The organism is Micromonospora sp. KLBMP9576, from assembly GCF_050941805.1.
GTDB lineage: Bacteria > Actinomycetota > Actinomycetes > Mycobacteriales > Micromonosporaceae > Micromonospora.
The window spans coordinates 6,207,030-6,228,276 of the sequence record NZ_CP194567.1 but is presented as its reverse complement, the minus strand read 5'-3'; the positions used below and the strand labels follow the sequence as shown (position 1 = coordinate 6,228,276).

The following is a 21,247-nucleotide window of genomic DNA, read 5'->3' as shown; positions in this document are numbered from 1 at the left end:
GGCCACCGCCATCCGCGCGCGTGCACACCCGGCTGACGACGACGCCGCCTGACACCCGCAACTGGGCCTGCGACCAGCCGCGCCGTGCTGAGCGCCAATCGCCGTTTCGGTCCCCCTGAGCCATCGACCTGCCTCAATGTAAGTACGGCTCAGTCGACCAGCCTGGCGGTCGGCCAAACCACTACGCCCAGAAAACGACACGATCTTGCGAAAAAGGGAGCGACATTCAGTTTGCGAAGCAGGCCAAACACCCCTGGTCAGAGCGCCGCCCGGCGACAAGATCAAAGAACCTATACCTGGCCAGCGCCACACGCTTGGGCAACGTGTCCCTCTGCGCTGGCCTGGCGCAGCCAGCCCTCCAACTGAGCGGCGGTGAGCAGCGCCGGCGCCTCATCGGCGTCGATCTTTAGGTCGTAGTCGTACGTCAGCAGCGTGTGCTGTTCACACCCGCACCCCACCGTCGTCGGTGTCACCAGGATGCCCGACGTTCGCCGCGTCCGCGGCAACAGGTCCACGACACCCCCACCAGTAAGGAGTGCACGTCATGACGATGCGATCGCCAGACGACATCGCCGCCCGGGTCCGCGTGGTCCTCCGCTGCCCGCTGGGGGCAGCGCAGCGCCAGTCGTGGCGCTGCCGTCCGTCCACACACAACCTCAGGCCGCCCGGTTATCCGGGCGGCCCATCTGTTTCCGGAGGAACCTCGTGAATCGCTTGACCCTGATCGGCGTCACCGCCCCCGAGGGCGCCTACGCCGCTCGGCTACTGCCACTGGAGAGTCACCCGCAGGCGGTGCTGCCGCTGCTGCGCCTCGTCTGGCAGCGCAGCCTCGACGAGAACACCCAGGCTCTGGCCGAGGCGGTGCTACGCCACGACTGGACCTGGCCGCAGCCTGCGGCTGCCCACCCCGACCCGAGCGGCGGGACACAGCCGGCGCCTGACACCAGCCACACCGACGCGCTCGGCAGCGTCCGCCGCGGGCGCACCGACGCGCCGGTCGACGACCGGCTCGAGTGGTTGTACCTGGTCGACGTCGCCACCGACTCGGTGCAGGTCTACGAGGCGACCCGCCGGGGACGATGGCTGCGGCACAGCACCGCCCCGCTCGACACCGACGCCGCCGAGCCGGTGCTGGGTTGCGGCGGCTACACCCTGCACGGGCACCACTGGCAATCCGCGCACCTGTGGCTGCCAGACGCGCGCACCGGCTTGGACGCCGAAATCTGCCTCGCCCGGCACCCCCACAACGCGCCGGTCTGGCGGTTCACCGATGCCACCGCGCAGGCCATCTGCGCCGCCACCACCCCCACCGAGGAGCAGGCCGCACGGCGTGAGCCGTGGCTGCACCGAGTGAGGGTCGAGTTCGACCTGGCGTGGCCCGACCGTCGAGGTCCGCACCGGCTGCGCCGCGACGCCGACGGGCTGCTACTGCTCGACGTCGCCATGCCTGACTGGTCGTGGTGGCTCCTGCCCACCCCGAGCGAAGGAGCGACCCGGTGACCTACCAGCCCGGTGACCGCGTCACCCTCGAACACACCACCGACCCGCACACCCTCCTGCGCCCCGGCGACGAAGGCACCGTGCGCCGCTACGACCCGCAGAGCCAGGTCCTCGACGTGGCCTGGGACAACGGCTCCCGCCTGTCGCTGCTGCTCGCCGAGGGCGACCAGGTCCTGCCCGCCCCGGTGACCACCGACGGTTGGCAGCGGGTCCTGGACGCGTTGCGCGCCGCGGGGGCGACTGCCGGGCGCGACGCCGCCGGCTGGTGGGCGCAGCACAGTCTGGGAGGCCGCGCACGTGGCGACGTCACCGCCATCGCGCGACAGGTCTTGAACGGCGTCGAGGACGTCGACCCGGAGGTCCTCGACGGGCTGCCGACCGCCGACCGGTACCACCTCGCCGAGGACGCCGACCGGTACGCCGAGCACGCCCCGCCCGACGCGCCAACCTGGGACCAGCTGACCGCACGGCAGTGTGACCAGGCGCGGTGGGCGTGGTGCGACGGCTACGACGACGCGGCGAACGCCGAGGTGGCCCGCCAATGCCGCATGCTCCTGCACCCCGACGGCGACGACCGGGACCTCACCCATCTGCGTCCCGACCGGGTGCGCCTGGGCGGGCCGGGGGTGTTCGCCGGCGACTGGGCGTGGCAGCCCAACGCCGACGGGCACATGCGCATCCCGGTCGGGTTCGCCGGAACCCTGGTCGACCGGTGGAACGGGTGGGCGGTGTTCACCTGCACCCGCGACGTCGCCGAGGCGATCGTCGCCGACCAGCAGGCCGTCCGCGACCGCTTCCGCCAGTCCCTGACCGACGCCGGCGTCCCCGAGACGGACCTGGACAGCAGAACGGACCAGTCGGTAGGGCGGATGTTCTTCGACGGCGATGTCATCGTCGCCGACGAGACCCGCGTGCAGGACGACCCGGACGCCATCGAGCGGATCAGCCCGGACACCGACGGCCGGTACATCGTGATGGGCCGGTCGTGGACCTGGATCCCGGTAGATCCCTACGACTGTGACCGCATCGCCGGCACCATCCCCGACGCACCTGTCGATGACAGTGCCGAGCAGGGCCTGCGGGGCAAGGACGTGACCGATGACTGACCAGCTGTCGGAGGAGAACCAGCGGTCGTTGCAGCCGGGCGAGATCGTTGCCGTCGCGCCGGCGCTGGCCGCGGAGATGGGCCGGTACCTGTACGTCGTGGTCGACGGGTTCCTCGACCCCGCGTACACCATCGCCCGCCTCGGCGGCGACGGCTACCAGTGGCCCAACGTCCACCGGAAGGACCTCATCCCCACGGCCCCGCTGTCGATCATCCGCGTCACCGACGCCGACGGCGAGGCCGCCTACACCGCCGGTTAGCGGCAGCCCGCCCCGGCACGGCACCTACCTCGTTCCGCTCCGGCACCCGTTCACACCAGCCCCGACGCTGTCTGCCCGCGTCGGGGCTTCGTCATGCCCAAGATATGGAGAGCAGGCTGATGGCAAGCAGAACCATCGTGGTGGTCACCGACGACTTGGACCACAGCACCGACAACGTACGGACCTACCGCTTCGCGCTGGACGGCGTGGAGTACGAGATCGACCTGTCCCCGAGCAACCAGCAGCGGATGCGCGAGGCACTCGCCCCGTACGTCGCGGCGGGACGCCGCCTGCCGCGCCCCACCGCCCGTCGGCGCGGCCCCGCCACCCGCGCCGGCGGCCTGGCCGACGCCGACGCGCGCAAGGGCAGGGCCACCCCCGAGCAGGGGTTGGCGCTGCCCCGGCACGGCCGCCCTGGCTCGATGCCGCACGAGGCCCGCGCAGCGCACCAGGACGCCCCGCCGCGGACCGGTCGGGGGGCGCGCTGATGGGACACCGTCTCTTCGCGGTCCTCGTCCGCGCCTCTGCGAGCGTGGCGACTGTTGACGCGCACCTGATCAAGCCGATGCGTCCCCTGTTGCGCGCTGGCGTCATCGACGCCTACCGGCTCGGCGGGCAGGTGACCGGAGCGTGGAGCACCGACTACGAGCCCGGCGCCGATCCTCGCAACTGGCACATCTGCAGGCGTGCGGCGGCACCACCCGAGTCCAGGATGTGGAGTGCCCCGCGTGCGCTGACGCCGTAGCGGCCGGCCGTCGGCCCGGCACCCTGCTGCCCTTCAGCTACACCGACTGGCCGCAGTACCCCGGCGACATCGTGGCGCTGCCCAGGCTGCTGCACCCCGGCTGGCGGTTCCCGCCGGGCCGCACACCATCGGCGTGGGTCGACCTGGCCGGCGTGGTGTGGCTCGGCGTCGACGAGGCCATCCTCACCGGCACCGACACCGGCTCTGTCCCACCACGCCTGCAGGCGGTCTTCGCCGACCTGGTGGCCGGACGACGCAACCCCGACCCCACCCTGGCGTCATCACGGCGCAGGCCCACCCCGGTCGACTGGTCCACACCGTGGCGGCATCCAGGCCGCCCACGGCGACGCCACGCCCGGTTCAAGCCGGCCGACTGGTCGGTGGCGGTCGTCGATGCCCACTCCTGACTACCTGCCGCAACGCGGCAGCACCGCCGTGTTCTCCGGGCCCTGGCTGCGCTACGAGCCGGTGCACGGCTCCCACCGCTACTACCAGGGTTACACCGCCACGGTGATCGGCCGGTGGAACGGCACCTTCGAACTCAGCATCGACGCGCAGGCGGTCGCCGCCCTCGCCCGAACCCTCGATGAGATGGCCGAGTACGTGGGCGGGGACTGGCGCACGGTCAACTTCGACGGACGCGTCCTCACCATCGCCCGCCCGCTGTCCCTCGGCGGCGGCGTCCACCTCGTCGAACCCACCGCCGGGCGCTACCGCATCGGTTGGGGACTGTCCTGGCTGCCCGTCGATCCCGGACGCTGCGACCGCGTCGTCGGACACGCCTGACCACCGCCCACCCCTGTGGGGGCCCGCCCAGGCCGAACCCACCTCGTGGCGAACAACCGCAGCACCACGAGTTCCCGGGTACGGCCGCGTGGCCGTACCCGGGTCTCTCTTCTCAAATGCCGGACCGTTCGCCGGTGCCACCGACGGCAGCTGCGCAGGCAACCGCCTGCGTGCCCTCGGGCGGTGCCGAATCACGCCCACCCACGCCCCGGCGCCGCCACCGACGGCTGCCATACCCCTGACACCCTCAAGGAGGCTCGATGCTCTATCCCCGCACCCGGGACAACCTCACCCGTGCGCTCATCGACGTCGAAGCGCTGCACGAGCGACACGGCTGGGACCTGTCACCGGAGCTGATCGGCCTGTTCGACCGGCCGATGTCCGCGCACCCGCACCGCGTCGACGTCGACGCCGACCTGGTCGACCCGAGCGCCTGGCACGACCTCCACCTCGCCGGCGGCGACCCGAACCTCCCACCAGCGGTGATCCTGCACAGCCTGGTCACGAACCTGGCCAGCGCCCCGATGCGTGACGCGCTGCGCTCGTGGCTGCACCAGCACGGGCGACGCTGCATCGGCTTCGCCATGGTCTTCGAAGCGTGGGCCAGCCGGGTCACGTCCGGCTACCACCACGGCGACCTCGCCCAGGCACCCGCGTCCGCCCGACTGGAGACCCGCGTTGTCGCCGCCACCGACATCGACCTACGCCTCTACCGAGTCATGCGGGTCCGCGGAGCCAACACCGCCACCGTCGACACGTGGACGGCTGCGCCACCACGGATCGGCGGTTCCCGGATCGCGACCGGACTGACCCGGCTGGTGCACCTCGCCCGCGACCGGTGACACCCGCGCCCTACCAGCTACCGGACGCCGCGGCCGTGCTGGCCGGTCCTGACCGCAACCACCGTGTCTAGCCGCTGGTGAGAACGGGCTTCATGGCTCGCCGTGCTGATGGCCCTCTCCGGGCAGCCGGCGGTCCGGCTGCACCTTGTATCGACCACGCCGAGCGTCCTGCTGTGACGCTCCCCGGCGGTTCCTGTCTCCGCTGCGCGGACTTTTCGCTTCTGCCCGCGCATCCGGAGACGGGTGCGCGGGCCCATTCCTGACGTCAGGAGGACCCGCATGGATCCCACCACCGCACCTGCCACCCCGCCTCCCGCTGGCGGGAGTAGGCGCCCCGGCTACCTGTACCACAAGGTCGCCGCGCACCTCGCCGCTCACCCGGACCAGATGATGACCGTCGGGGAGATCACGAAAGCGTTGTCCGTGCCCTCGACCGGGGCTGTTTTCGAGGCGCTGAAGAAGATGGCCGCCGCCGGGTACGCCACCCACCTGACCGGCCCGCACCGCTTCCAGATTACCCAGGCCGGTATCGACGCCGCCGGCACGATGCCGCCGCCTGCCCCGCACACACCCCGCCAAGGACGTCGCGGGGCAGGTCGGCGGCAGCCGGTCGCCCGCCCGAACGGTGACCTGTACTTCCCGCGCAAGCTGGCGGGGGCCACCGACGTGGACGTGCTGCGCCGGCTGCGGGAAAAGCGTATCCCGGTGCTGCTCTACGGCCCACCGGGCACCGGCAAGACCGCCCTCGTTGAAGCCGCATTCGGCGACCTGCTGACCGTCGCCGGTACCGGCGACACGGTCGTGGAGGACTTCCTCGGCAACTTCATCCCCCTGCCCGACGGCGGCTTCGAGTTCGTCTACGGACCCCTCGTCGTGGCGATGCGAGAAGGGCGGGCGTTGCTGGTCGACGACGCCACCCTCATCCCGCCGAAGGTCCTCGCCGTGCTCTACCCGGCCATGGACGGCCGCCGCGTCATCACCATCCCCGGCTACCGCAACGGACGCGTCGAGGCCGCCGACGGCTTCTACGTCATCGCCGGCCACAACCCCGGCGTGCACGGCGCGATCCTCACCGAAGCGCTCGCGTCCCGCTTCGACGTGCACATCGAGGTCACCACCGACTGGGACCTCGCCCGCCACCTCGGTGTGCCCCGACCCGCTGTCGAGGCCGCCATCGCACTCAACAAGAACCTGGCGGACGGGCGCGTCAGCTGGGCTCCCCAGCTACGCGAACTGCTCGGTTTCACCCGCGTCGCCAAAACCCTCGGAAACGCCGCGGCGGTGGCGAACCTGGTCGGCCGCGCCCCCGCCGAGGACCGCGAACAGGTCCTCGCTGCCCTCCGACAGCAGTTCGGCGCGGACATCACCCCACTGGCCCTCGGCAAACAGCGCTAACCCCTCAGAGACAAGGAGAACACCTCGATGCCTCATCCCTCCAGCCACCGCAGCGCCGGATCCGGCACCTCAACGGTCGACGCCCCGGACTGGCGTGCGTGGAGCGACGCCTGGACACGCCACATCCCCGTCCTGACCGGCCGCACCGACTTGACCGTCACCGTCGCCCCCGGCGCGGGCGGCGGCGCCCCCGCCTGCTTCTACCCCGACGCCCGCCGCATCGAGGTCGACGCCACCCACATCGGCGCCCCCGACATCACCAATCCGGCACGCGCCGGCCACAAACGCCTCGTGCCGACCGCCTACGGGCTGCTCGTGCACGAAGCCGCCCACGCCAAGCACAGCCTGTGGACAGCCCCTGCTGGCACGCCGCCGGTCGTCGCCGCAGTCGCAGACCTGCTCGAGGAATCCCGCGCCGAGAACCGGCAGCGCGGCAGGCGGCGCGGTGACCGCCGGTGGCTGCGCCACACCGTCACAACCCTGCTCGACCCCGGTGACGCGCCGGTCGACGACGCCTGGCACGCCGCTTACCTCGCCGGCCTGCTCTTGGCCCGCGTGGACGCGCGCATCATCACGGCCAAGGACATCAAGGGCGTCCGGGCCGCCGTCACCGCAGTCCTCGGCCGCAAGACGCTGCGGCAGCTGCGAGACGTGTGGCGCGAGGCGCACACCGTCGACGACACCGACGCCACCGCGATGATCGACCTGGCGTGGCGGTGGTGCCGCATCCTCGGCATCGACCCGCACCAGCGGCCGGAACCGCCGCAGCCGGACCCCGGCGCGTTCGCCGGCCAGCTCGCCCAGGCCTTGGCCGACTACCTCGCGCACGCTACTGGCGTCACACCGGCGGAGTACGCCGCCCAGCAGATCCAGTCCCAGCACGGTGCGCCCGCGTGGTGGACGCGCCGCGATCCCACCGACGCCGAGCGGACCGCGGCCCGCCACCTCGCCGCCCGGTTGCGCCGGGCCCGCACTCATGTGCCCGAGCCCGACAGCCGCCCCAGTCCGATACCGCCCGGGCGGCTGCGCACCCGACACGCCATCACCGCGAAAGCGCAGATCGCCGCCGGCAGCATGCCCACCGCCACACCCTGGCAGCGCCGCACGCAGGTCTCGCCGCCGAAGCCCACCCTGCACCTGGCCGTACTCGTGGACACGTCCTTCTCGATGCACTCCTACGCGGCGCCGATGTCCTCGGCTGGCTGGATACTCGCTCACGCCGCCCGCACCAACCAAGCCATCACCACCATGATCGGCTTCGGTAGCAGCGCGACGGTGCTCGTGCCGCCCCGCCAGCAGCCCACCCATGTCCTGGACATGCCGGCCGTCGGCGGTACCACCGCGTTCGGCGACGCGGTCAAACTCGCCGACCAGTTGCTGCATCTGCGCCAACCCGGACGGCTGCGGATGCTCGCCGTCGTCTCCGACGGCGACCTTCCCGACATCGAACCCGCGCAACGGCTGATCACCACCCTGCACCAGTCCGGGTGCGCGGTGCTGTGGCTACGCCCCGCCGACCTGAGCGGGCACACCTTCGGCCACACCACCACCCTTCTGGTCGCCGACCCAGTCGAGGCGGTCGACGCGATCGCCGTCGCCGCCGTCGCCGCCCTCGAACACGCATGACAGCCCCAACCTCTCGCCGCTGACCTTCTTTCCCGCACGAACCAGGCCGTTGCCCGGCCACCTCGCGCAATCCGCGCATCCCCGGGCACGGCCGAGCGGCCGTGCCCGGGTTCCCCCTGCTCAGAAGGGAACCTCATGGCACGACACCTGCTCACCCATCCGACAGGCGCACCGCGCTCCACCCCGATCGGTCCGCTGGCGCATGGCACGCAACCGCGCATCGCCGTGATCGGCGGGTCCCTCACCGGCTGCACCACCGCCCTGCTGCTGCTCGACGCCGGCTTCACCGATGTCGCCCTCTACGAAGCCGCCACAGGTGTCGCGCCGCGCGAAGGCGGACTGATCGGCCTGGAACACCCCGCCCTGGACGTCCTCGACCGGCTCGGCATCGACCAGAGCGAGATCGTCGCCTACAACTCCGAAACGGTTTGGCAGGTCACCGTCCGCGGCCGTCAGCACATCCACACCGCCCAGCAGGTCTACCCGGGGCGCAACACCACCTGGACACTGCTGCACCACGCGCTCACCAGCCGCCTACCCGACGGCGTGCTGCACACCGGCCGTCGCGTCACCGGCATCGGCACCTCCCACGGGCAACCCCTGCTGGCATTCGCCGATGGCTCCCGGGAGGTCGCGGACCTGGTGGTGTTCGCCGACGGCCGCGCCTCCACCGGCCGTCGCCTGCTCGACCCGTCACGACGGCTGCGCTACGCCGGCTACGTCGCCCACCGCGGTTACGCACCCACCCCCGAGGCGTCCCTGCGCGACTTCCTGCGCCTCGAACCCGGACCCGGCTGCCAGTACAACGTCGCCCCCATCCCCGGCGGGCTGGACTGGACCTTCTACCTCACCTGCACCCCCGTCGACTACACACACCACTTCGGGGCGCCACCCGAGCGGCGGATGTTCGCCCTGCCGCACCACATCGGTCCCGCGGCCCGCGCACACGTCGACGCCCACGCCACCCGGCTGCTGCCGACCCCGCACGTCGCGACCGTGCACACCACCGCCGTCCGGATGGCGGTGCCCGTGATGGACATCGACCCGCCCACCCGCATGGCCTGGCCCATCGGCCACGGCTGGGCGGTCCTGCTCGGCGACGCCCTCGCCCCCGTACGCCCGCACACCGCCCGCGGCGCGAACAACGGCATCGAGCAAGCCGCCGGCCTCGCTGCCGCTCTCACCCAACACCGCCGCTTCGGCGCTGACCTGGCAGCGGCCCTGCGCGGATGGCAGCGCCGCCACCTACCCACCGCCCTCGCCGCCATCCACCAGGGCCCGGCCATCGCCGCCGCCCTCGGTCTCGGCACGCCTACGCCAACACCTCAGCCCACCAGCGCCTCCACCTGACCGAACTGCCACCGGCAGACACGAAGCCCGGGCAACCGAACCGCACCGTCCGGTGACCCGCCTTCCCCGCGAGGAGATCCTGATGACAGCCCGCCTGTACTTCGACCTCACCGACACACTGCGGCTGGCTGAACACGCCGTCGCCGCCGACGAGCACGCCCCGACCTTCACCGAACGCGAGGACGGCACGCTCTGCCCCGGCGCGTTGGAGTGGGTCCACGACCACGGCGTCTACCTCATGTCCAGCGGCCTGCCCCGCCTCGCCGACCCGAACCGGTCCGAGGCGAACCTCATCGTCTACGCCCACGGCTGGAACCCCGACACCGACGGCCCCCGTCACCACCCTGACCTCGGCGACGACTTCGTCGAACACCTGCACCTCACCGAGGCGCCTACGCCGCTGATCGACACCCTGCGCGCCGCGCACGCCGCCGGCTACCGGTGGCTGCACCTCAGCGTGAGCGCCGACACCTACGAGGTGCGCGCCACCCGCACCCGCCGCCACGACTGAGCAGCCCGCCCGACGGCCCCGCCCCCATCCAGGGAGGCGGGGCCGTCTGCTTGTTCACCGATTCGGAGACCACATGTCCACCCCTGAAAATCATGAGCCGCGACCGACGAGCCTTGAGACGGTTCTGCGTGATGCGTGGGACGCCTTCCACCCCGGCCAACCGGCACCGCTGGGATGGCTCACCCACACCACCGTCCGCATCCACGAGCACCTCCGTACCAAACAGAGCGCCCCGCCCGCTGCCAACGACGAGCAGTCCCTGGCGCTGCGCCGGCAGGTGTGGCAGACACTGCGTGACGCCGCCGCCGAGAACGACATCGACCCGGATGCCGCCGACCGGATCCTGCACGCGCTGGACCTGCCCGGACTGCCGCGCCGCTGGCAGGTCCGCCTCACCCTGCCGGTGACGATCGAGGTCACCGCCACCAGCCAGGACGACGCCGTCGAGGCCGCCGAGGACGCCATCGACGCCGCCCTGAGCGGCACGAGCCACGACACCTACCTCGACTGGGACAACACCGCCCGAGACGCCGCCGCCCCCGGCGACATCGACACCACCACCAACACCCCGGCCGACCTGCGATGACACCGCTACCCGCCGACCGCACTTCGTCTGCGCGAAGGAGCTCACCAGTGCCGCTGCACCTTGCCCACAAGTACACCGGCCACCGCATCGGCGACGACGAGATCGCCCAGGCCCGACAGAACGGCGGGAACAAGGCCGCGACCGCCGCCGCCATCGCCGACGCCTGTCACGCTCTCGCCGGCGCCGAGTCCGACCTCGGCCGGTGCGCCGACACCGTCGGTGCGCACCTCGACGAGGTCCGCCGTGCGCTGGCCGCCGGTCCCGGCGACCCGGCACCCACCCTCAACCCGATCGGCGTGCTGCAGGCCCTCGGGCCGCGCCTGGACGCCCTGACCGCCCAACGCGCCACGCACATCACTCACCTGCGCGCCCTGGTCCGCGTCTGGCTGGCCCACCACGCCCCGGATATACCCACCGCGGATCAGACCGAGCGGGCGCGCCACTACGCCGAGGTCATCCTCGCCGCGATCGACAACGACATCAGCGAAGGCATCGTGCCCGTCGGGATCGGCTCATACGTTGACCTGCACCGCTACCTCGACGCCAACGACTACCTGATCGCCGCCGGCGTGCCCTACGACGGCACCCGGGCCAGCATCGATCTGACCGTCGCCGTGCAGGGCCTCGTCGTGGCGCGACTGCGCCACGGCGACCGCCCGTACTGCACCCACGGAGCGTGCGCCTTTCCCGCGCACGACCACACCACCGCCTACGACCCCGACGGCCGCGACCTCAGCCAGGCGAAGCCCATGCGCTGCCGGCACTGCGGCCAGCCCGCCCACTACGACGCCCGCCTCGACGACTACCGCCACGACGACCCCGCCACACCCGACTGCTTCCTCATCCACCGCGACGACTGAACCCAGACACCCCGCCTGCGTGCGGCCAACCGCGGCGGCGCGTCGGGCTGACCCGCCCGCCCGAGCACCCGCCCGCGTATCGCAAGCGCATGGTCCGGGACCGCCCCCGGCAGGGCACCACCGTCGTCGACACGCGATTCCTTCGGCGAAGCGCCAGCTCATGCATCTTCGAGGCCCGCCCGCCAGGCGGCGACTTGATCAATGCGCGAAGTCGAGCGTGACTACCCCCGGCCCCGGCCCCGCCACCGCCTGCGGCGTACCCGACCGCGTCAGCCATGCCGCTGGCCGCAGACGGTGGCGGCCGACATCGCCGATCACCAACCGGAGAGGACAGCAGCGCATGATCACCCAGCACCGCCGCGCGATACCGCGCACGGTCACCGACGTCTTGTTGTGGCTACTCGCCAGCGACGTCGCCACCGCCCACCAACCCCAGCCGCACCAACCTGACCGCTGCGCCAACCTGCGCTGCGCCGACCAGGCATACCCCTGCCCGCCAGCGCGCGACGCCCACCGCGCCCAGCAGGCCGCCATCCGTCCCCAGCCCCGCGCGCGAGGCCGCGCCCGGGTCGCCGCGCCAGCCCCGATCACCGGCTGGTTCCGGCCCTCGCGCACCCAGCCCCGCGCCGCCTGACAGCGACGACTTCCACAGCCGACTATGACCACATCGATGGAGGTGCCGTGAGTTTCCGTAGTGAGTCGACCCTCGCCGGCTACGCCCGCGCAGCGGTCGACCTGCGCGCCCGTATGGCCGACCACACCCGCAGCCGCTTCGCCCAGCAGTACCTCAAGGCGTTCCTCGGACCCGACGCCGACGCGACCAGAGGCGGCCCCGACACCGGGGCGCGCGCCGCCGACGCGTTCAGCCGCGCCGCGCACCAGCCGTGGCAGGACGGCGAACCCTACGTCCTCGCCCCCGCCATGACCGCGATCATCGCCGCAGCGGCCCAAGCCCTCGACCTCACCGGCGACATCGTCGGCAACGACGTCGCCCCCAGCGACGCCGGCGTGCTGTTCCTTCCCGAGCCCATCTACGAACGCGGCGTCCACGGCCAGGTCACCTCGATCGGCGCGATCGCCTGGGCGAAGTTCCACAACACCAGCAACGGACGCACCGGCTGGTGGATCACCGGCTGGGCCGACCGCGACGACCCCCTCGACCCCGCCGCCACCCGCCGCCGCCAACTCACCGAAGCCCCCGAACTCGCCGCCCGGTTCGGCCCCTACGTCCTGCACTCCTCCGCCGAGATCCCCATCGGCACCCCGATCATCGCCCCCGGCGAACCAGCCGAGGCCGTCGACCAAGACTGGGAGACCGCCCCCGACGGGCGCTTCTGCATCGACGAATCATTGCTGCGGATGCGAGCCGTCGCCGCCGTGCTCGACGCGTTCTGGCGCATCCAGGAACAACCCCTCGCCACCGTCACCCGACCACCCCTGGACCGGCCCGCCCGCCGGCGCGCCCTGCGCGCCAACCTCCGCCACGACACCCGCGTGGTCATGCTCCGGCGCACTACACCCGTCACGGAATCCACCGGCGAGGCGAAGTGGCACTACCGGGTGCGGTTCGTCGTGCGCGGCCACTGGCGGCGCCTCACCAACGCCGACGGGCAGCCCTACCGCATCTGGATCCATGCCCACATCAAAGGCCCGGACGGAGCGCCGTTGCTCCTCGGCGAGACCGTCTCCGTCCTCGCCCGATAATCCCGCCCCGCCCCAACGAACCTGTGCCCGCACCGCTAGGAGCGCAGTCGCCAACGACGAGTGCCTGTCACCCTCCGGAGCCGGCGACCATGCGCTCCCTCCGCGTGCCATGTGCGCGGCAAGTGATGACACGGCGGTGCCATGTCATCAGTGGCTGCAAGCTCACGCCTCGAACCCCTATTTAGCTGCCTCTCGCGCGGCAGCAGGCACACTGCGCCCTGAACCGGGAGAACCAGTGAACGACATCGAACACCCCTTCGACACCAGCAACCGCGCCTACCAGCGCTTCCTCACCCTCGCCAGCGACCACTTCGAGATCGTCGGCTGGAACAACGCTGACACGGGACGACCCACCCTGATCACCCTGATCGACATCGGCAGCCGCAACGCGTTCAGCCTCGCCCTGCTCGACACCGCCGAGGACCAGCAGCCCCACGCCCTGCTCGCCGTCACCACCACCAACGCCCTATCCCTGCACGGACCGATCCCCGGCCGGGCCGCCACCGCCCACTACGCGCCCCACCTGGCCATGCACGACGCCGACATCGCCGCCACCACACCAGTCACCCTGCACGACCCCGACGAACCAAACGTCAGCGACGACGAGTGGACCTCCATACCACCGGACATCGCACACGCCGCCCGCACCACCACCCTCGACGCCGACCGCGTCGCGCTGGCCCTGCTGGACCGTGACCGCGCACAACTCGCGGTCGTCGGACCGTTTCCCACCATCGACGCCGCCGACGCCTGGCAGCCCGCCGCCGACGGGTGGCCACCGGCCGACCGGCTCCTGCTCGCCGTCCACGCCCCCGTCACGAGGCAGTGAGCGCGCCTCAACCACCGGCGAGCACGACGCAGCTGGCCCGACCCGCCACCCGGGCACCGCCGGCAGCAGCCGATCCCACCCCAACAAGATCCGAGACCAGGGGCATCGCCATCGGGCGGCGCCCCCTGCCCGTTGAACAAGGCAGACATCATGGAACACGTGCCCAACCCCGGCGACGATCCCGTCGAACCGGACCTCGACGAGTCCCTCAGCGTCGGCGATCCGATCCTGGGGAAGTCGCGGCTGCTGTCGCGGCAGTGCGACACCTGCATCTTCGCCTCCGGCAACCGGATGCACCTCCAGCCAGGGCAGCTCCGCGCCCTCGTCGACCACGCCCGCGAACAAGAGCGCTACATCATCTGTCACGACACCCTGCCGCACTACCTATACCCGCAGGCTAAGCCGGCGATATGCCGCGGATTCGCCGACCGCTACCGCACCCAGGCGCTGGATCTCATCGAGCGGCTCTGGGGCTTCATCGAAGTCGATCCACCCTCTCTGACCGAGCGTCACGACAACGCGGAAAGGAACTGACCGGTGACCGGCATCGAGGACTTCCTACGCCGCCAGAGCGAGATCATCGACCGGGTCGGCTGGGCGGTGACGCTCGTGCACCCCGGCGCGGACGACACCGACGACAACGCCCCGTTCGCCTACACCGTCGGGCTCACCGCCCACGACCATCCCGAGCTGCTGATCGCCGGACTCGATCCCGCCATCTCACAGCAACTGCTCAACGACCTCGCCGCCCGCGTCTACGACCGAGCCGAGCGCTTCACCCACGGTCAACGCATCGGCGACCTGATCGCCGGCTACGACGCGGTCGTCATCGACGGCACTCCTACCGAACAGCTGCACCCGGGCGCCGCGATTGCCCGATACGGCCAGCAGGTTCGTGTGCAGCAGATCGTGTGGCCCGACCCGGAGGGCCGCTTCCCCTGGGACGCCGGCTACGCGTACCCGTCGTCGACGCAGCCGACCATGCGACGTCCCTGACGTTCGCGGCGCCGAAAGGGGCGTGCGGACTCACGGATACTCGATCAGACAGTTGTTGCCTAGCGGCCGTTCGGGGCGCAGCACTGATCGCCCTGCGGGCGCCAACGTGAAGTGGGCGCCCGCGGGGCGACCTTGGGGATTCCGGTGGGCTGGACAGGAAGGCCCTGTGCAGCCCACCGTCGTACCGGGGCTCGTCCTCGCGCTCGCGGTGTGTCACCGGCTGAAGCCGTACGCCCGCCCCGGAGAGCACGAAACCCGGTCCTTTTGTCGTTGGGGTCGCCGCCCGGATCACTGGCCGACCGGGTCGGACAAGGATCAGCGTCGCCGCTTGCCGGTGGGATGGCCGTTGGTGCGTGCGGTGCGGGCCCCTGCTCGTGGCTGCCAGTGGCGGCGCACAGTCCGTTCTGATCTGCCGATCCGTGCAGCGACCTCGCCCGGCTGCAGCGCGGGATCACGGCGTCGCCAGTACGCCACCGCTGCGGCGGTATCGGCCAACCAGGTGTCGCCGTCGGCCGGTGGATCATCTTCCCGGTCACCGCCCTTGGCGCTCTCCGGTGGCGGTGCGCCCAGATCAGCGTCTGCGGCGGGCGTCGCCTGCGGCGCGATCTCGGTGGTCGGCGGCCGACTGCCTGGTGTCGCGGCAGTGGGGCCTGCGTTCTCCGAGAGCGTTCCGGCCGCCTTGCCGGCGGCAGGCGCAGTGACGGCGTCGGGTGGTGTCTGCGTGGCGTCGAGCCCCGGCGGCGGTGTGTCGCCGTTGGCGTCGGCGCTCGGTGGCCTGGTTGCCGCGGCGGGCTGCGGCGTCACGACCGAGGCCTGGGTGCGTGCCGTCGGCGCGGCGGTGTGCTCGGCGCCCGCGAGCGGACGTGGGTCGGCGTGGCTTGCGGCAATCTCTGCCTTGTCTGACTGGCTAACGTGCTCGGAGGCCGGTGGCGGAGTCACAGGGGCGCCAGCTGTGGGTGCTGGGGCCGGGCGGTGTTCGGTGGCTGCTGTGGCTGCTGCTTGCGGCGACGTGACGCGGATGCGGGCGCTGATTTCGACGAGGCTGACGCTGGCGACGATGACAAGTCCGTCAACGGAGATGGGCAGGAGGTAGGCGGCGCCGTAGCCGGTTTCGCCGTAGCGTGCTGCGACACCGACGAGGTGCCAGTAGGACACCCAGGCGGCGATGACGGCGATGACCGCAGCGGCGGTGACGCGAATCGCGCCGAGGTGCCAGCGGTGGTGGGGGACGCGGGAGATCAATTCGACGGTGAGCAGTAGCGCCAGGGGCGGCCAGGCGGCGATGATCTGGCTGATCGGGTTCGGTCGGGCGTGCAGGACGTTCGCGGCCACCGACGCGGCGACGCCCAAGGCGAGAGTTGCCCGTACCGCCCACCGCAGCCTGCGCAGCTGCTTGTCCTCGGCGCTGCCGGCGGCGACTGGTGTTCCCGGACCGCTGGCCGGACGAGCCACGCTGCTCACGCCGACGGCCGGCCGTCGGAGGAGCGTGGGCCGCGCCGCGAGCGCACCTCAGCGATGAGCCGGTCGGCGAGGGTGAGCGTGTCATCAGTGGGCTCGGCGTCGATCTCGCTGAGTCGTTGGGTCAGGGTGCGGCGCAGTACGCGGATGGCGTCAAGGTCATTGAGTGCGGCGTGGGCGCGCGATCGGCCCGCTGGTGGGCGGCGCAGCCGCCGAGCTCGTCGGCCTGCGCTCCGTCCTCTACGGCGTGGCGGTGCTGCTGATCGGCTCCTCGGTCCGGGTCTGTCTGTCACCAATCTGGCGTCTCCGGTCAGCGTCCTGACCCCGGTCGGCCAACGGTCATCCACACAGAAAGGTGATTGAGTGCGCGTCGCAGTCCTCGGCGGATCCGCCTACACCCTCAGGCACGCCAAAGTCCTGGGCGTCGACGTGGTTCTGCTGCACATGGCGGGCCGCTACGAGCCGCACGTCGCGGACTACTGCGAACAGGTCATCGACGTTCCCGACCTCAATGACGCCCGAGCCATCGTCGACATCCTGGCACCGATGCACCGGCGGCGTCCGTTCGCCCGCGTCCTGACCACCAGCGAGGCCGCGGCCACCTCGATCGCACGCGTCACCGCGGCGCTCAACCTGCCGGGCAACAGCGCGGCGGCGGTCGAGACACTCAAGAGCAAGGCGGCAACGCGCGAGGCTCTGGCCCGCGAGGGAATCAGCCCGGTCGCCTACCGGCTGGTGCGCAGCGCGGCTGAGGTCGTCGCGTTCATCGAACACGTCGGTGGCCCGGTCGTCCTGAAGCCGGTGGACGGCACGGCCAGCATGCAGATCCACCTCCTCAAGGACCCCGGTGCCGTCGAAGGTGCCTGGGCGGCACTCGCGGCGTCCGGCCTGCGCGTGGCCATCGCCGAGGAGTTCCTGCAAGGCCCGGTCGGAAGCGTCGAATCGATCTCCCACGACGGCCGCCACCTCGCGGTCGGCGTGACCGAATACAAGGTCGGCTCCAACTTCGTCGAAGTCGGATCGAACATGCCGGCCTACACCGGATCCTGGGACCTAGACGAGGTGCGGCGCATGGCCGTGCTGACCTTGGCCGCGGTCGGCCTGACCGATGGGCCGGCGCACACCGAGTTCGTGATGACCACGAACGGACCTCGGATCCTCGAGTCGCACAACCGCTTCGCCGGTGGCGGCCTGCCCGAGCTGGTGCGCCGCGCATACGGCTTGGACTTCACCCGGATGTTCCTGTCGGTGCCGCTAGGACTGGAGCCGCTGCCGGAGGCGGTGCCACCGGCACGGGGCGCAGCGCTGCGAAGCTTCCTCGCCCGCCCCGGTCGCATCCGCGCGATTCACGGGCTGGACCGCATCGAGGCGCGGGTCGTCAACATCGCCCCGGACCTCAAGGCTGGCATGCCCGGTCTCGAGGACATCATGGGCGACGAGGTCGGGGTCGTGACGCAGCTCAGGCCAGGTCAACCGGTCGCCGAACTCACCTCCGGGCTGCATCGCCTGCCGGCGTACGTGGTCGCCTCCGGAGCGACGAGCAGAGTCGCTGCAGAACGTTGTGAGGCCATTTTAGACGCGGTGAACATCGAGGTCGAAGGGTGTGCCTGACAGCGCCATGACGATCCTGATCCTCAACCGGGGCCCGCTCGCGACGCATCCGTACCGAACTTGGCTGGACGGCTACGACGGCGACCTCGTTCTTCTCGCATCGGCTGAGAAGTTGCAGTTCTACCGGGAACGGCTGCCGGAAAACTACCGCTACGCGGAGGCCGTCACCGGATACGACGCCGACGGACGGCTGGAGCGCCGGGTCTTGGAGCTGGCCCGCACGCATGCGTTCAGCCATGTCATCGCGTGCAACGAGCTCGACCTGGAGCGGGCTGGCACGATACGCGAGGTCCTCGGACTCGACGGTCAGTCGGCGGCGTCGGCGTCGGCCTTTCGGGACAAGGTACTGATGAAGCAGCTGGTGCAGGCGGCCGGCGTCGACGTCGCTCCGTGGGCCGAGGTCCGCACAGCGTCAGATGTGACGACCTACTGGCAGCGCCATGGCGGACCCGTCGTGGTGAAGCCGCGCAACGGTGCGGGCGCGGTGGACGTCACCGTCCTGCGCACTGCGGCCGAGGTGGACGCCTACGTGGCTCGAGTCGGCGGTCGGGGCGCGGAGTTCGTCGCCGGGCTCATGGTCGAATCGTTCGTCAAGGGCACGACGTACCACGTCGACGGCCTCGTGCTAAACGGCACCATGGTGATGTGCTGGCCGACCCGCTACCTCGACGCGCTGTCGACGTTCGCCGAGGTGCCGTCGCTGGCCGCGGTCATGCTGGATCCCGACCACGAGGTCGTCGGGCGTATGCAGGACCTGTGCCGGTCTATCGTAGCGGCACTGCCCTCACCGCAGAACTTCTCGTTCCACGCGGAGGTGTTCCACACGCCGGACGATCGCCTGGTCATGTGCGAGATCGCCTGCCGGACCGGCGGAGCGGTCATCAAGGAAATGGTCGCGACGGCGTTCGGTTTCGACCTGTCCGAGCAGTGGGTCCGCGCCCAAGTCGGCCTCAGCACCATCACTGGCATCTTCACCGCACCGGGTCGCATCGCCGGTAGCTTGCTGGTGATGAAGCGCAAGGGGCGGCTGGTCAAGGCACCGGCGCCCGGCTTCGGGTGGATCACCCGCTACGAACAGACGGTGCCGATCGGTGAGGTGCTGCCGGGCCCGACCTTCGCGTCGGACGTGATGGCGACCGCGATAGTCGCCGGCGACAGCAGCGCCGAATGCGAGTCGTACCTCGCGCAACTGCGACGGTGGAGCCTCGAGGAGATTGAGTTCGAACGGGTCTGACCGTCACCCGCGGTGCTCCAACGTCTCGCCCGGGGGCATCGGTCACTTGCCGCAGGGCCGTTACGCTCGGCTCTGCCGGCGCATGGTCGAAGCCGAGGTCACTGTTGTCGACCCAGCGCACTCATGCCTTCGAGTGGGTAAGCCCAGCTATTCATGATCTTATGCTTGCATATCGGTGAGCTGCCAGGGCGGCGTGCGGAGCCACGATCCGGGCGTTCGCCGACTGCGTACCCGTGACTGGGCGTCGGCCCGGTGATCCGGGCGGCTTTCTGCGACAGGGCGCGAGGCGCTGGGTCGTCCGCGGTCAGCCGTTGAAGTCGGAGACCGTCCTGGCCCGGTCGAACCGGCGCTCCGCCAGATCCTCGTTCGCCAGCACCCAGCCCACCATCGTGCCGTCGCGTCCGAAGCCTTCGCCCGCGAGGTCCGCGTCCACGAACAGGTAGCCCAGGAGGGTCTCCGTCTCGGGTGACTTCAGGCCGTGTTCGCCCCCACCCGTGGCGCGATCGGTGTAGCCGCCGATGGTGCCCATGCAGCCGTCGTCAGCCGTCAGATGCCACTTGATGTCGCGGAAGACCTTCTCGTCGTAGCGACTTTCGCCGATGTCGATCGCGCTGTCCCCGCGTTCGAACGGGAGGTCCCATCCGCGCACGCCGTACAGCGGGAACCGCTCGCACTCCTGGTGGTCCGCGTCCTCCTCCAGTTCGCGCTCGGTGACCGGTGTGCCCGCCGGCACGTAGACGACCTCCGCTTCCGGCGCGATGTAGGGTTCAGAGAAGAACAGCAGGTGCCCGTCGGACGGCAGATCGATGTCGTGCGACCCGGCCGGGATCGCGGAGAGGTCGAGGCTGGCGAGGTACGTCATGCCGTCCGGCCATTCGACTCCCTCGGGCAGGGCCGGCTTACCGCCGAAGTAGCCGACTATCGGGCCGGCGCACTGGGTGTGCAACTCCAGGACGGGACGGGCGAGCTGCAGCCACCATTCGATGGCGTCCTCCGGCACGTCGCGCTTGCGGGCGGCCTCACGAAAATCGTCACGGTAATCCACAGTGGGCATTGTGCACGAGAGGTCCGACGGGCCACGAGGTGCCAGGACGCTCGGCCGGGGCGGCGATGATGCCGGTATATAGGTCGATTTCGGATTCTGCTGTATCCGTCTATGATCGTCGTTACGTTCAGCCTGCGCCAACGTCGACTCTTATCTCTCTGTGATGGTGTGGTTATCGTGAGTAGCCACCTACAGAGGGAGTCGACCACATGCCGTTGTCAGTAGCGGACTTCGCGGCGCTCGGAAACAAGCCGATCACGATCCAGTCGACGTTCTTTCCGAACGTCTATCTCCGTATGGACGGTGCTGGGGTGACGACCTTCACCGGGTCCGGCGGTGGGACGGTCAACTGTCAATTCGGTGCGGGCCCCCTGGAGAAGTTCAGGCTTCACCCGCAGGCGGACGGTTCATTCTCCTTCGAGTCGGTGACCTTTCCGAACGTGTATCTCCGTATGGACGGTGCCGGGTTGCCGGCCGTCACCTCGGGGCCCGGCGGTGGGACGGTCAACTGCCAGTTCGGCACGGAGCCCTACGAGAGGTTCAAGCTCCACGCGCAGGCGGACGGTTCGTTCTCCTTCGAGTCGGCGACGGCCTTTCCGAACGCGTACCTGCGCCTGGTCGGCTCCGGGGTGACGGCCTCCACCGATTCTGGTGGCGGGATCGTCAACTGCCAGTTCAACGCCAACGGCGGCGGCCACGAGAAGTTCCTTCTGAACGTGACCAACTAGCCGCGGGCCGCCTCGGGTGGGGCGGCCGAGCATGCCGGCGATGGCAAGCCCAGCGGATCGCCAGAGCGCTCCGCCG

The 21,247-nt window shown here is 70.8% G+C and carries 24 protein-coding genes; 22 read left to right on the top strand and 2 right to left on the bottom strand.

The genetic code is table 11. From position 1 onward, the window contains the following. The first annotated feature begins 705 nt into the window (after positions 1-705). The 19 genes from ACQ452_RS27705 to ACQ452_RS27615 all read left to right on the top strand — a co-directional run bounded on the left by ACQ452_RS27705 (position 706) and on the right by ACQ452_RS27615 (position 15,095). On the top strand, positions 706-1,500 hold the full coding sequence (locus ACQ452_RS27705) for a hypothetical protein (protein WP_433388669.1): 795 nt from the start codon (positions 706-708) through the stop codon (positions 1,498-1,500). Next, a complete protein-coding gene (locus ACQ452_RS27700; protein WP_433388668.1) occupies positions 1,497-2,606 on the top strand; it encodes a DUF4314 domain-containing protein in 1,110 nt (369 codons plus the stop codon). Before ACQ452_RS27705 ends, ACQ452_RS27700 begins: the two co-directional genes overlap by 4 nt. Continuing rightward, on the top strand, positions 2,599-2,865 hold the full coding sequence (locus ACQ452_RS27695) for a hypothetical protein (protein ID WP_433388666.1): 267 nt from the start codon (positions 2,599-2,601) through the stop codon (positions 2,863-2,865). The genes ACQ452_RS27700 and ACQ452_RS27695 overlap by 8 nt, the downstream gene beginning before the upstream one ends. Positions 2,866-2,984: 119 nt before the next feature. Next, positions 2,985-3,353, top strand: a complete 369-nt coding sequence (locus tag ACQ452_RS27690) for a histone-like nucleoid-structuring protein Lsr2 (protein ID WP_433388664.1) — start codon at positions 2,985-2,987, stop codon at positions 3,351-3,353. Next, positions 3,353-3,610: a hypothetical protein gene (locus ACQ452_RS27685; RefSeq protein ID WP_433388662.1), complete on the top strand. Its 258-nt coding sequence runs from the start codon at positions 3,353-3,355 to the stop codon at positions 3,608-3,610. Before ACQ452_RS27690 ends, ACQ452_RS27685 begins: the two co-directional genes overlap by 1 nt. Continuing rightward, positions 3,580-4,017 (top strand): hypothetical protein, encoded by a 438-nt coding sequence (locus ACQ452_RS27680; RefSeq protein ID WP_433388660.1) that lies wholly within the window; start codon positions 3,580-3,582, stop codon positions 4,015-4,017. The genes ACQ452_RS27685 and ACQ452_RS27680 overlap by 31 nt, the downstream gene beginning before the upstream one ends. Then, positions 4,004-4,396, top strand: coding sequence for a hypothetical protein (locus tag ACQ452_RS27675; protein ID WP_433388658.1), 393 nt, complete (start codon positions 4,004-4,006; stop codon positions 4,394-4,396). Before ACQ452_RS27680 ends, ACQ452_RS27675 begins: the two co-directional genes overlap by 14 nt. A 260-nt stretch (positions 4,397-4,656) precedes the next feature. Continuing rightward, a complete protein-coding gene (locus ACQ452_RS27670) occupies positions 4,657-5,238 on the top strand; it encodes a hypothetical protein (protein ID WP_433388657.1) in 582 nt (193 codons plus the stop codon). Between the two features lie 279 nt (positions 5,239-5,517). Then, entirely contained in the window at positions 5,518-6,633 is a 1,116-nt protein-coding gene (locus tag ACQ452_RS27665; RefSeq protein ID WP_433388655.1) for an AAA family ATPase, read from the top strand. Between the two features lie 27 nt (positions 6,634-6,660). Then, positions 6,661-8,259 carry a VWA domain-containing protein gene (locus ACQ452_RS27660; RefSeq protein WP_433388653.1) on the top strand — a complete coding sequence of 533 codons (1,599 nt, stop codon included), beginning with the start codon at positions 6,661-6,663 and terminating at the stop codon, positions 8,257-8,259. A 135-nt stretch (positions 8,260-8,394) separates the two neighbouring features. Then, positions 8,395-9,609: a monooxygenase gene (locus ACQ452_RS27655; protein ID WP_433388652.1), complete on the top strand. Its 1,215-nt coding sequence runs from the start codon at positions 8,395-8,397 to the stop codon at positions 9,607-9,609. 82 nt (positions 9,610-9,691) lie between these two features. After that, the gene (locus ACQ452_RS27650) at positions 9,692-10,120 is read left to right on the top strand and encodes a DUF3085 domain-containing protein (protein WP_433388651.1); all 429 of its coding nucleotides are present in this window, start codon (positions 9,692-9,694) and stop codon (positions 10,118-10,120) included. A 73-nt stretch (positions 10,121-10,193) separates the two neighbouring features. Continuing rightward, positions 10,194-10,706: a hypothetical protein gene (locus tag ACQ452_RS27645; RefSeq protein ID WP_433388649.1), complete on the top strand. Its 513-nt coding sequence runs from the start codon at positions 10,194-10,196 to the stop codon at positions 10,704-10,706. Positions 10,707-10,753: 47 nt separating this feature from the next. Further along, positions 10,754-11,566: a hypothetical protein gene (locus tag ACQ452_RS27640; protein WP_433388647.1), complete on the top strand. Its 813-nt coding sequence runs from the start codon at positions 10,754-10,756 to the stop codon at positions 11,564-11,566. A gap of 340 nt (positions 11,567-11,906) precedes the next feature. Next, positions 11,907-12,200 carry a hypothetical protein gene (locus tag ACQ452_RS27635; protein WP_433388645.1) on the top strand — a complete coding sequence of 98 codons (294 nt, stop codon included), beginning with the start codon at positions 11,907-11,909 and terminating at the stop codon, positions 12,198-12,200. A gap of 47 nt (positions 12,201-12,247) precedes the next feature. Continuing rightward, positions 12,248-13,270: a hypothetical protein gene (locus tag ACQ452_RS27630; protein ID WP_433388643.1), complete on the top strand. Its 1,023-nt coding sequence runs from the start codon at positions 12,248-12,250 to the stop codon at positions 13,268-13,270. Between the two features lie 235 nt (positions 13,271-13,505). After that, positions 13,506-14,099 carry a hypothetical protein gene (locus ACQ452_RS27625; RefSeq protein ID WP_433388642.1) on the top strand — a complete coding sequence of 198 codons (594 nt, stop codon included), beginning with the start codon at positions 13,506-13,508 and terminating at the stop codon, positions 14,097-14,099. 150 nt (positions 14,100-14,249) lie between these two features. Beyond that, positions 14,250-14,633: a hypothetical protein gene (locus ACQ452_RS27620; RefSeq protein ID WP_433388640.1), complete on the top strand. Its 384-nt coding sequence runs from the start codon at positions 14,250-14,252 to the stop codon at positions 14,631-14,633. Positions 14,634-14,636: 3 nt separating this feature from the next. Next, positions 14,637-15,095: a DUF4262 domain-containing protein gene (locus ACQ452_RS27615; RefSeq protein ID WP_433388638.1), complete on the top strand. Its 459-nt coding sequence runs from the start codon at positions 14,637-14,639 to the stop codon at positions 15,093-15,095. Positions 15,096-15,410: 315 nt separating this feature from the next. Here ACQ452_RS27615 and ACQ452_RS27610 read toward each other — a convergent pair whose 3' ends face one another. Then, entirely contained in the window at positions 15,411-16,547 is a 1,137-nt protein-coding gene (locus ACQ452_RS27610) for a DUF2637 domain-containing protein (protein WP_433388636.1), read from the bottom strand. 369 nt (positions 16,548-16,916) lie between these two features. On the opposite strand from ACQ452_RS27610, the gene ACQ452_RS27605 reads away from it, so the two are divergent. Both ACQ452_RS27605 and ACQ452_RS27600 read left to right on the top strand, forming a co-directional pair. Beyond that, positions 16,917-18,164, top strand: coding sequence for an ATP-grasp domain-containing protein (locus ACQ452_RS27605; RefSeq protein WP_433388635.1), 1,248 nt, complete (start codon positions 16,917-16,919; stop codon positions 18,162-18,164). Between the two features lie 7 nt (positions 18,165-18,171). Beyond that, complete coding sequence (locus ACQ452_RS27600) at positions 18,172-19,398, top strand: ATP-grasp domain-containing protein (protein WP_433388633.1); 1,227 nt, start codon at positions 18,172-18,174, stop codon at positions 19,396-19,398. A 304-nt stretch (positions 19,399-19,702) separates the two neighbouring features. Here the strand turns inward: ACQ452_RS27600 and ACQ452_RS27595 are convergent, their stop codons facing one another. After that, the gene (locus tag ACQ452_RS27595) at positions 19,703-20,443 is read right to left on the bottom strand and encodes a DUF1963 domain-containing protein (protein ID WP_433388631.1); all 741 of its coding nucleotides are present in this window, start codon (positions 20,441-20,443) and stop codon (positions 19,703-19,705) included. Between the two features lie 209 nt (positions 20,444-20,652). Between ACQ452_RS27595 and ACQ452_RS27590 the strand changes: the two genes are divergently transcribed. Further along, entirely contained in the window at positions 20,653-21,171 is a 519-nt protein-coding gene (locus ACQ452_RS27590; RefSeq protein WP_433388630.1) for a fascin domain-containing protein, read from the top strand. Positions 21,172-21,247 lie beyond the last annotated feature (76 nt).

Excerpts from the sequence above, each read along its gene's own strand:
- ACQ452_RS27695 (WP_433388666.1), top strand. The coding sequence starts at position 2,599 with ATGACTGACCAGCTGTCGGAGGAGAACCAGCGGTCGTTGCAGCCGGGC.
- ACQ452_RS27690 (WP_433388664.1), top strand. The coding sequence starts at position 2,985 with ATGGCAAGCAGAACCATCGTGGTGGTCACCGACGACTTGGACCACAGC.
- ACQ452_RS27685 (WP_433388662.1), top strand. The coding sequence starts at position 3,353 with ATGGGACACCGTCTCTTCGCGGTCCTCGTCCGCGCCTCTGCGAGCGTG.
- ACQ452_RS27675 (WP_433388658.1), top strand. The coding sequence starts at position 4,004 with ATGCCCACTCCTGACTACCTGCCGCAACGCGGCAGCACCGCCGTGTTC.
- ACQ452_RS27670 (WP_433388657.1), top strand. The coding sequence starts at position 4,657 with ATGCTCTATCCCCGCACCCGGGACAACCTCACCCGTGCGCTCATCGAC.
- ACQ452_RS27665 (WP_433388655.1), top strand. The coding sequence starts at position 5,518 with ATGGATCCCACCACCGCACCTGCCACCCCGCCTCCCGCTGGCGGGAGT.
- ACQ452_RS27660 (WP_433388653.1), top strand. The coding sequence starts at position 6,661 with ATGCCTCATCCCTCCAGCCACCGCAGCGCCGGATCCGGCACCTCAACG.
- ACQ452_RS27655 (WP_433388652.1), top strand. The coding sequence starts at position 8,395 with ATGGCACGACACCTGCTCACCCATCCGACAGGCGCACCGCGCTCCACC.
- ACQ452_RS27650 (WP_433388651.1), top strand. The coding sequence starts at position 9,692 with ATGACAGCCCGCCTGTACTTCGACCTCACCGACACACTGCGGCTGGCT.
- ACQ452_RS27645 (WP_433388649.1), top strand. The coding sequence starts at position 10,194 with ATGTCCACCCCTGAAAATCATGAGCCGCGACCGACGAGCCTTGAGACG.
- ACQ452_RS27635 (WP_433388645.1), top strand. The coding sequence starts at position 11,907 with ATGATCACCCAGCACCGCCGCGCGATACCGCGCACGGTCACCGACGTC.
- ACQ452_RS27620 (WP_433388640.1), top strand. The coding sequence starts at position 14,250 with ATGGAACACGTGCCCAACCCCGGCGACGATCCCGTCGAACCGGACCTC.
- ACQ452_RS27600 (WP_433388633.1), top strand. The coding sequence starts at position 18,172 with ATGACGATCCTGATCCTCAACCGGGGCCCGCTCGCGACGCATCCGTAC.
- ACQ452_RS27590 (WP_433388630.1), top strand. The coding sequence starts at position 20,653 with ATGCCGTTGTCAGTAGCGGACTTCGCGGCGCTCGGAAACAAGCCGATC.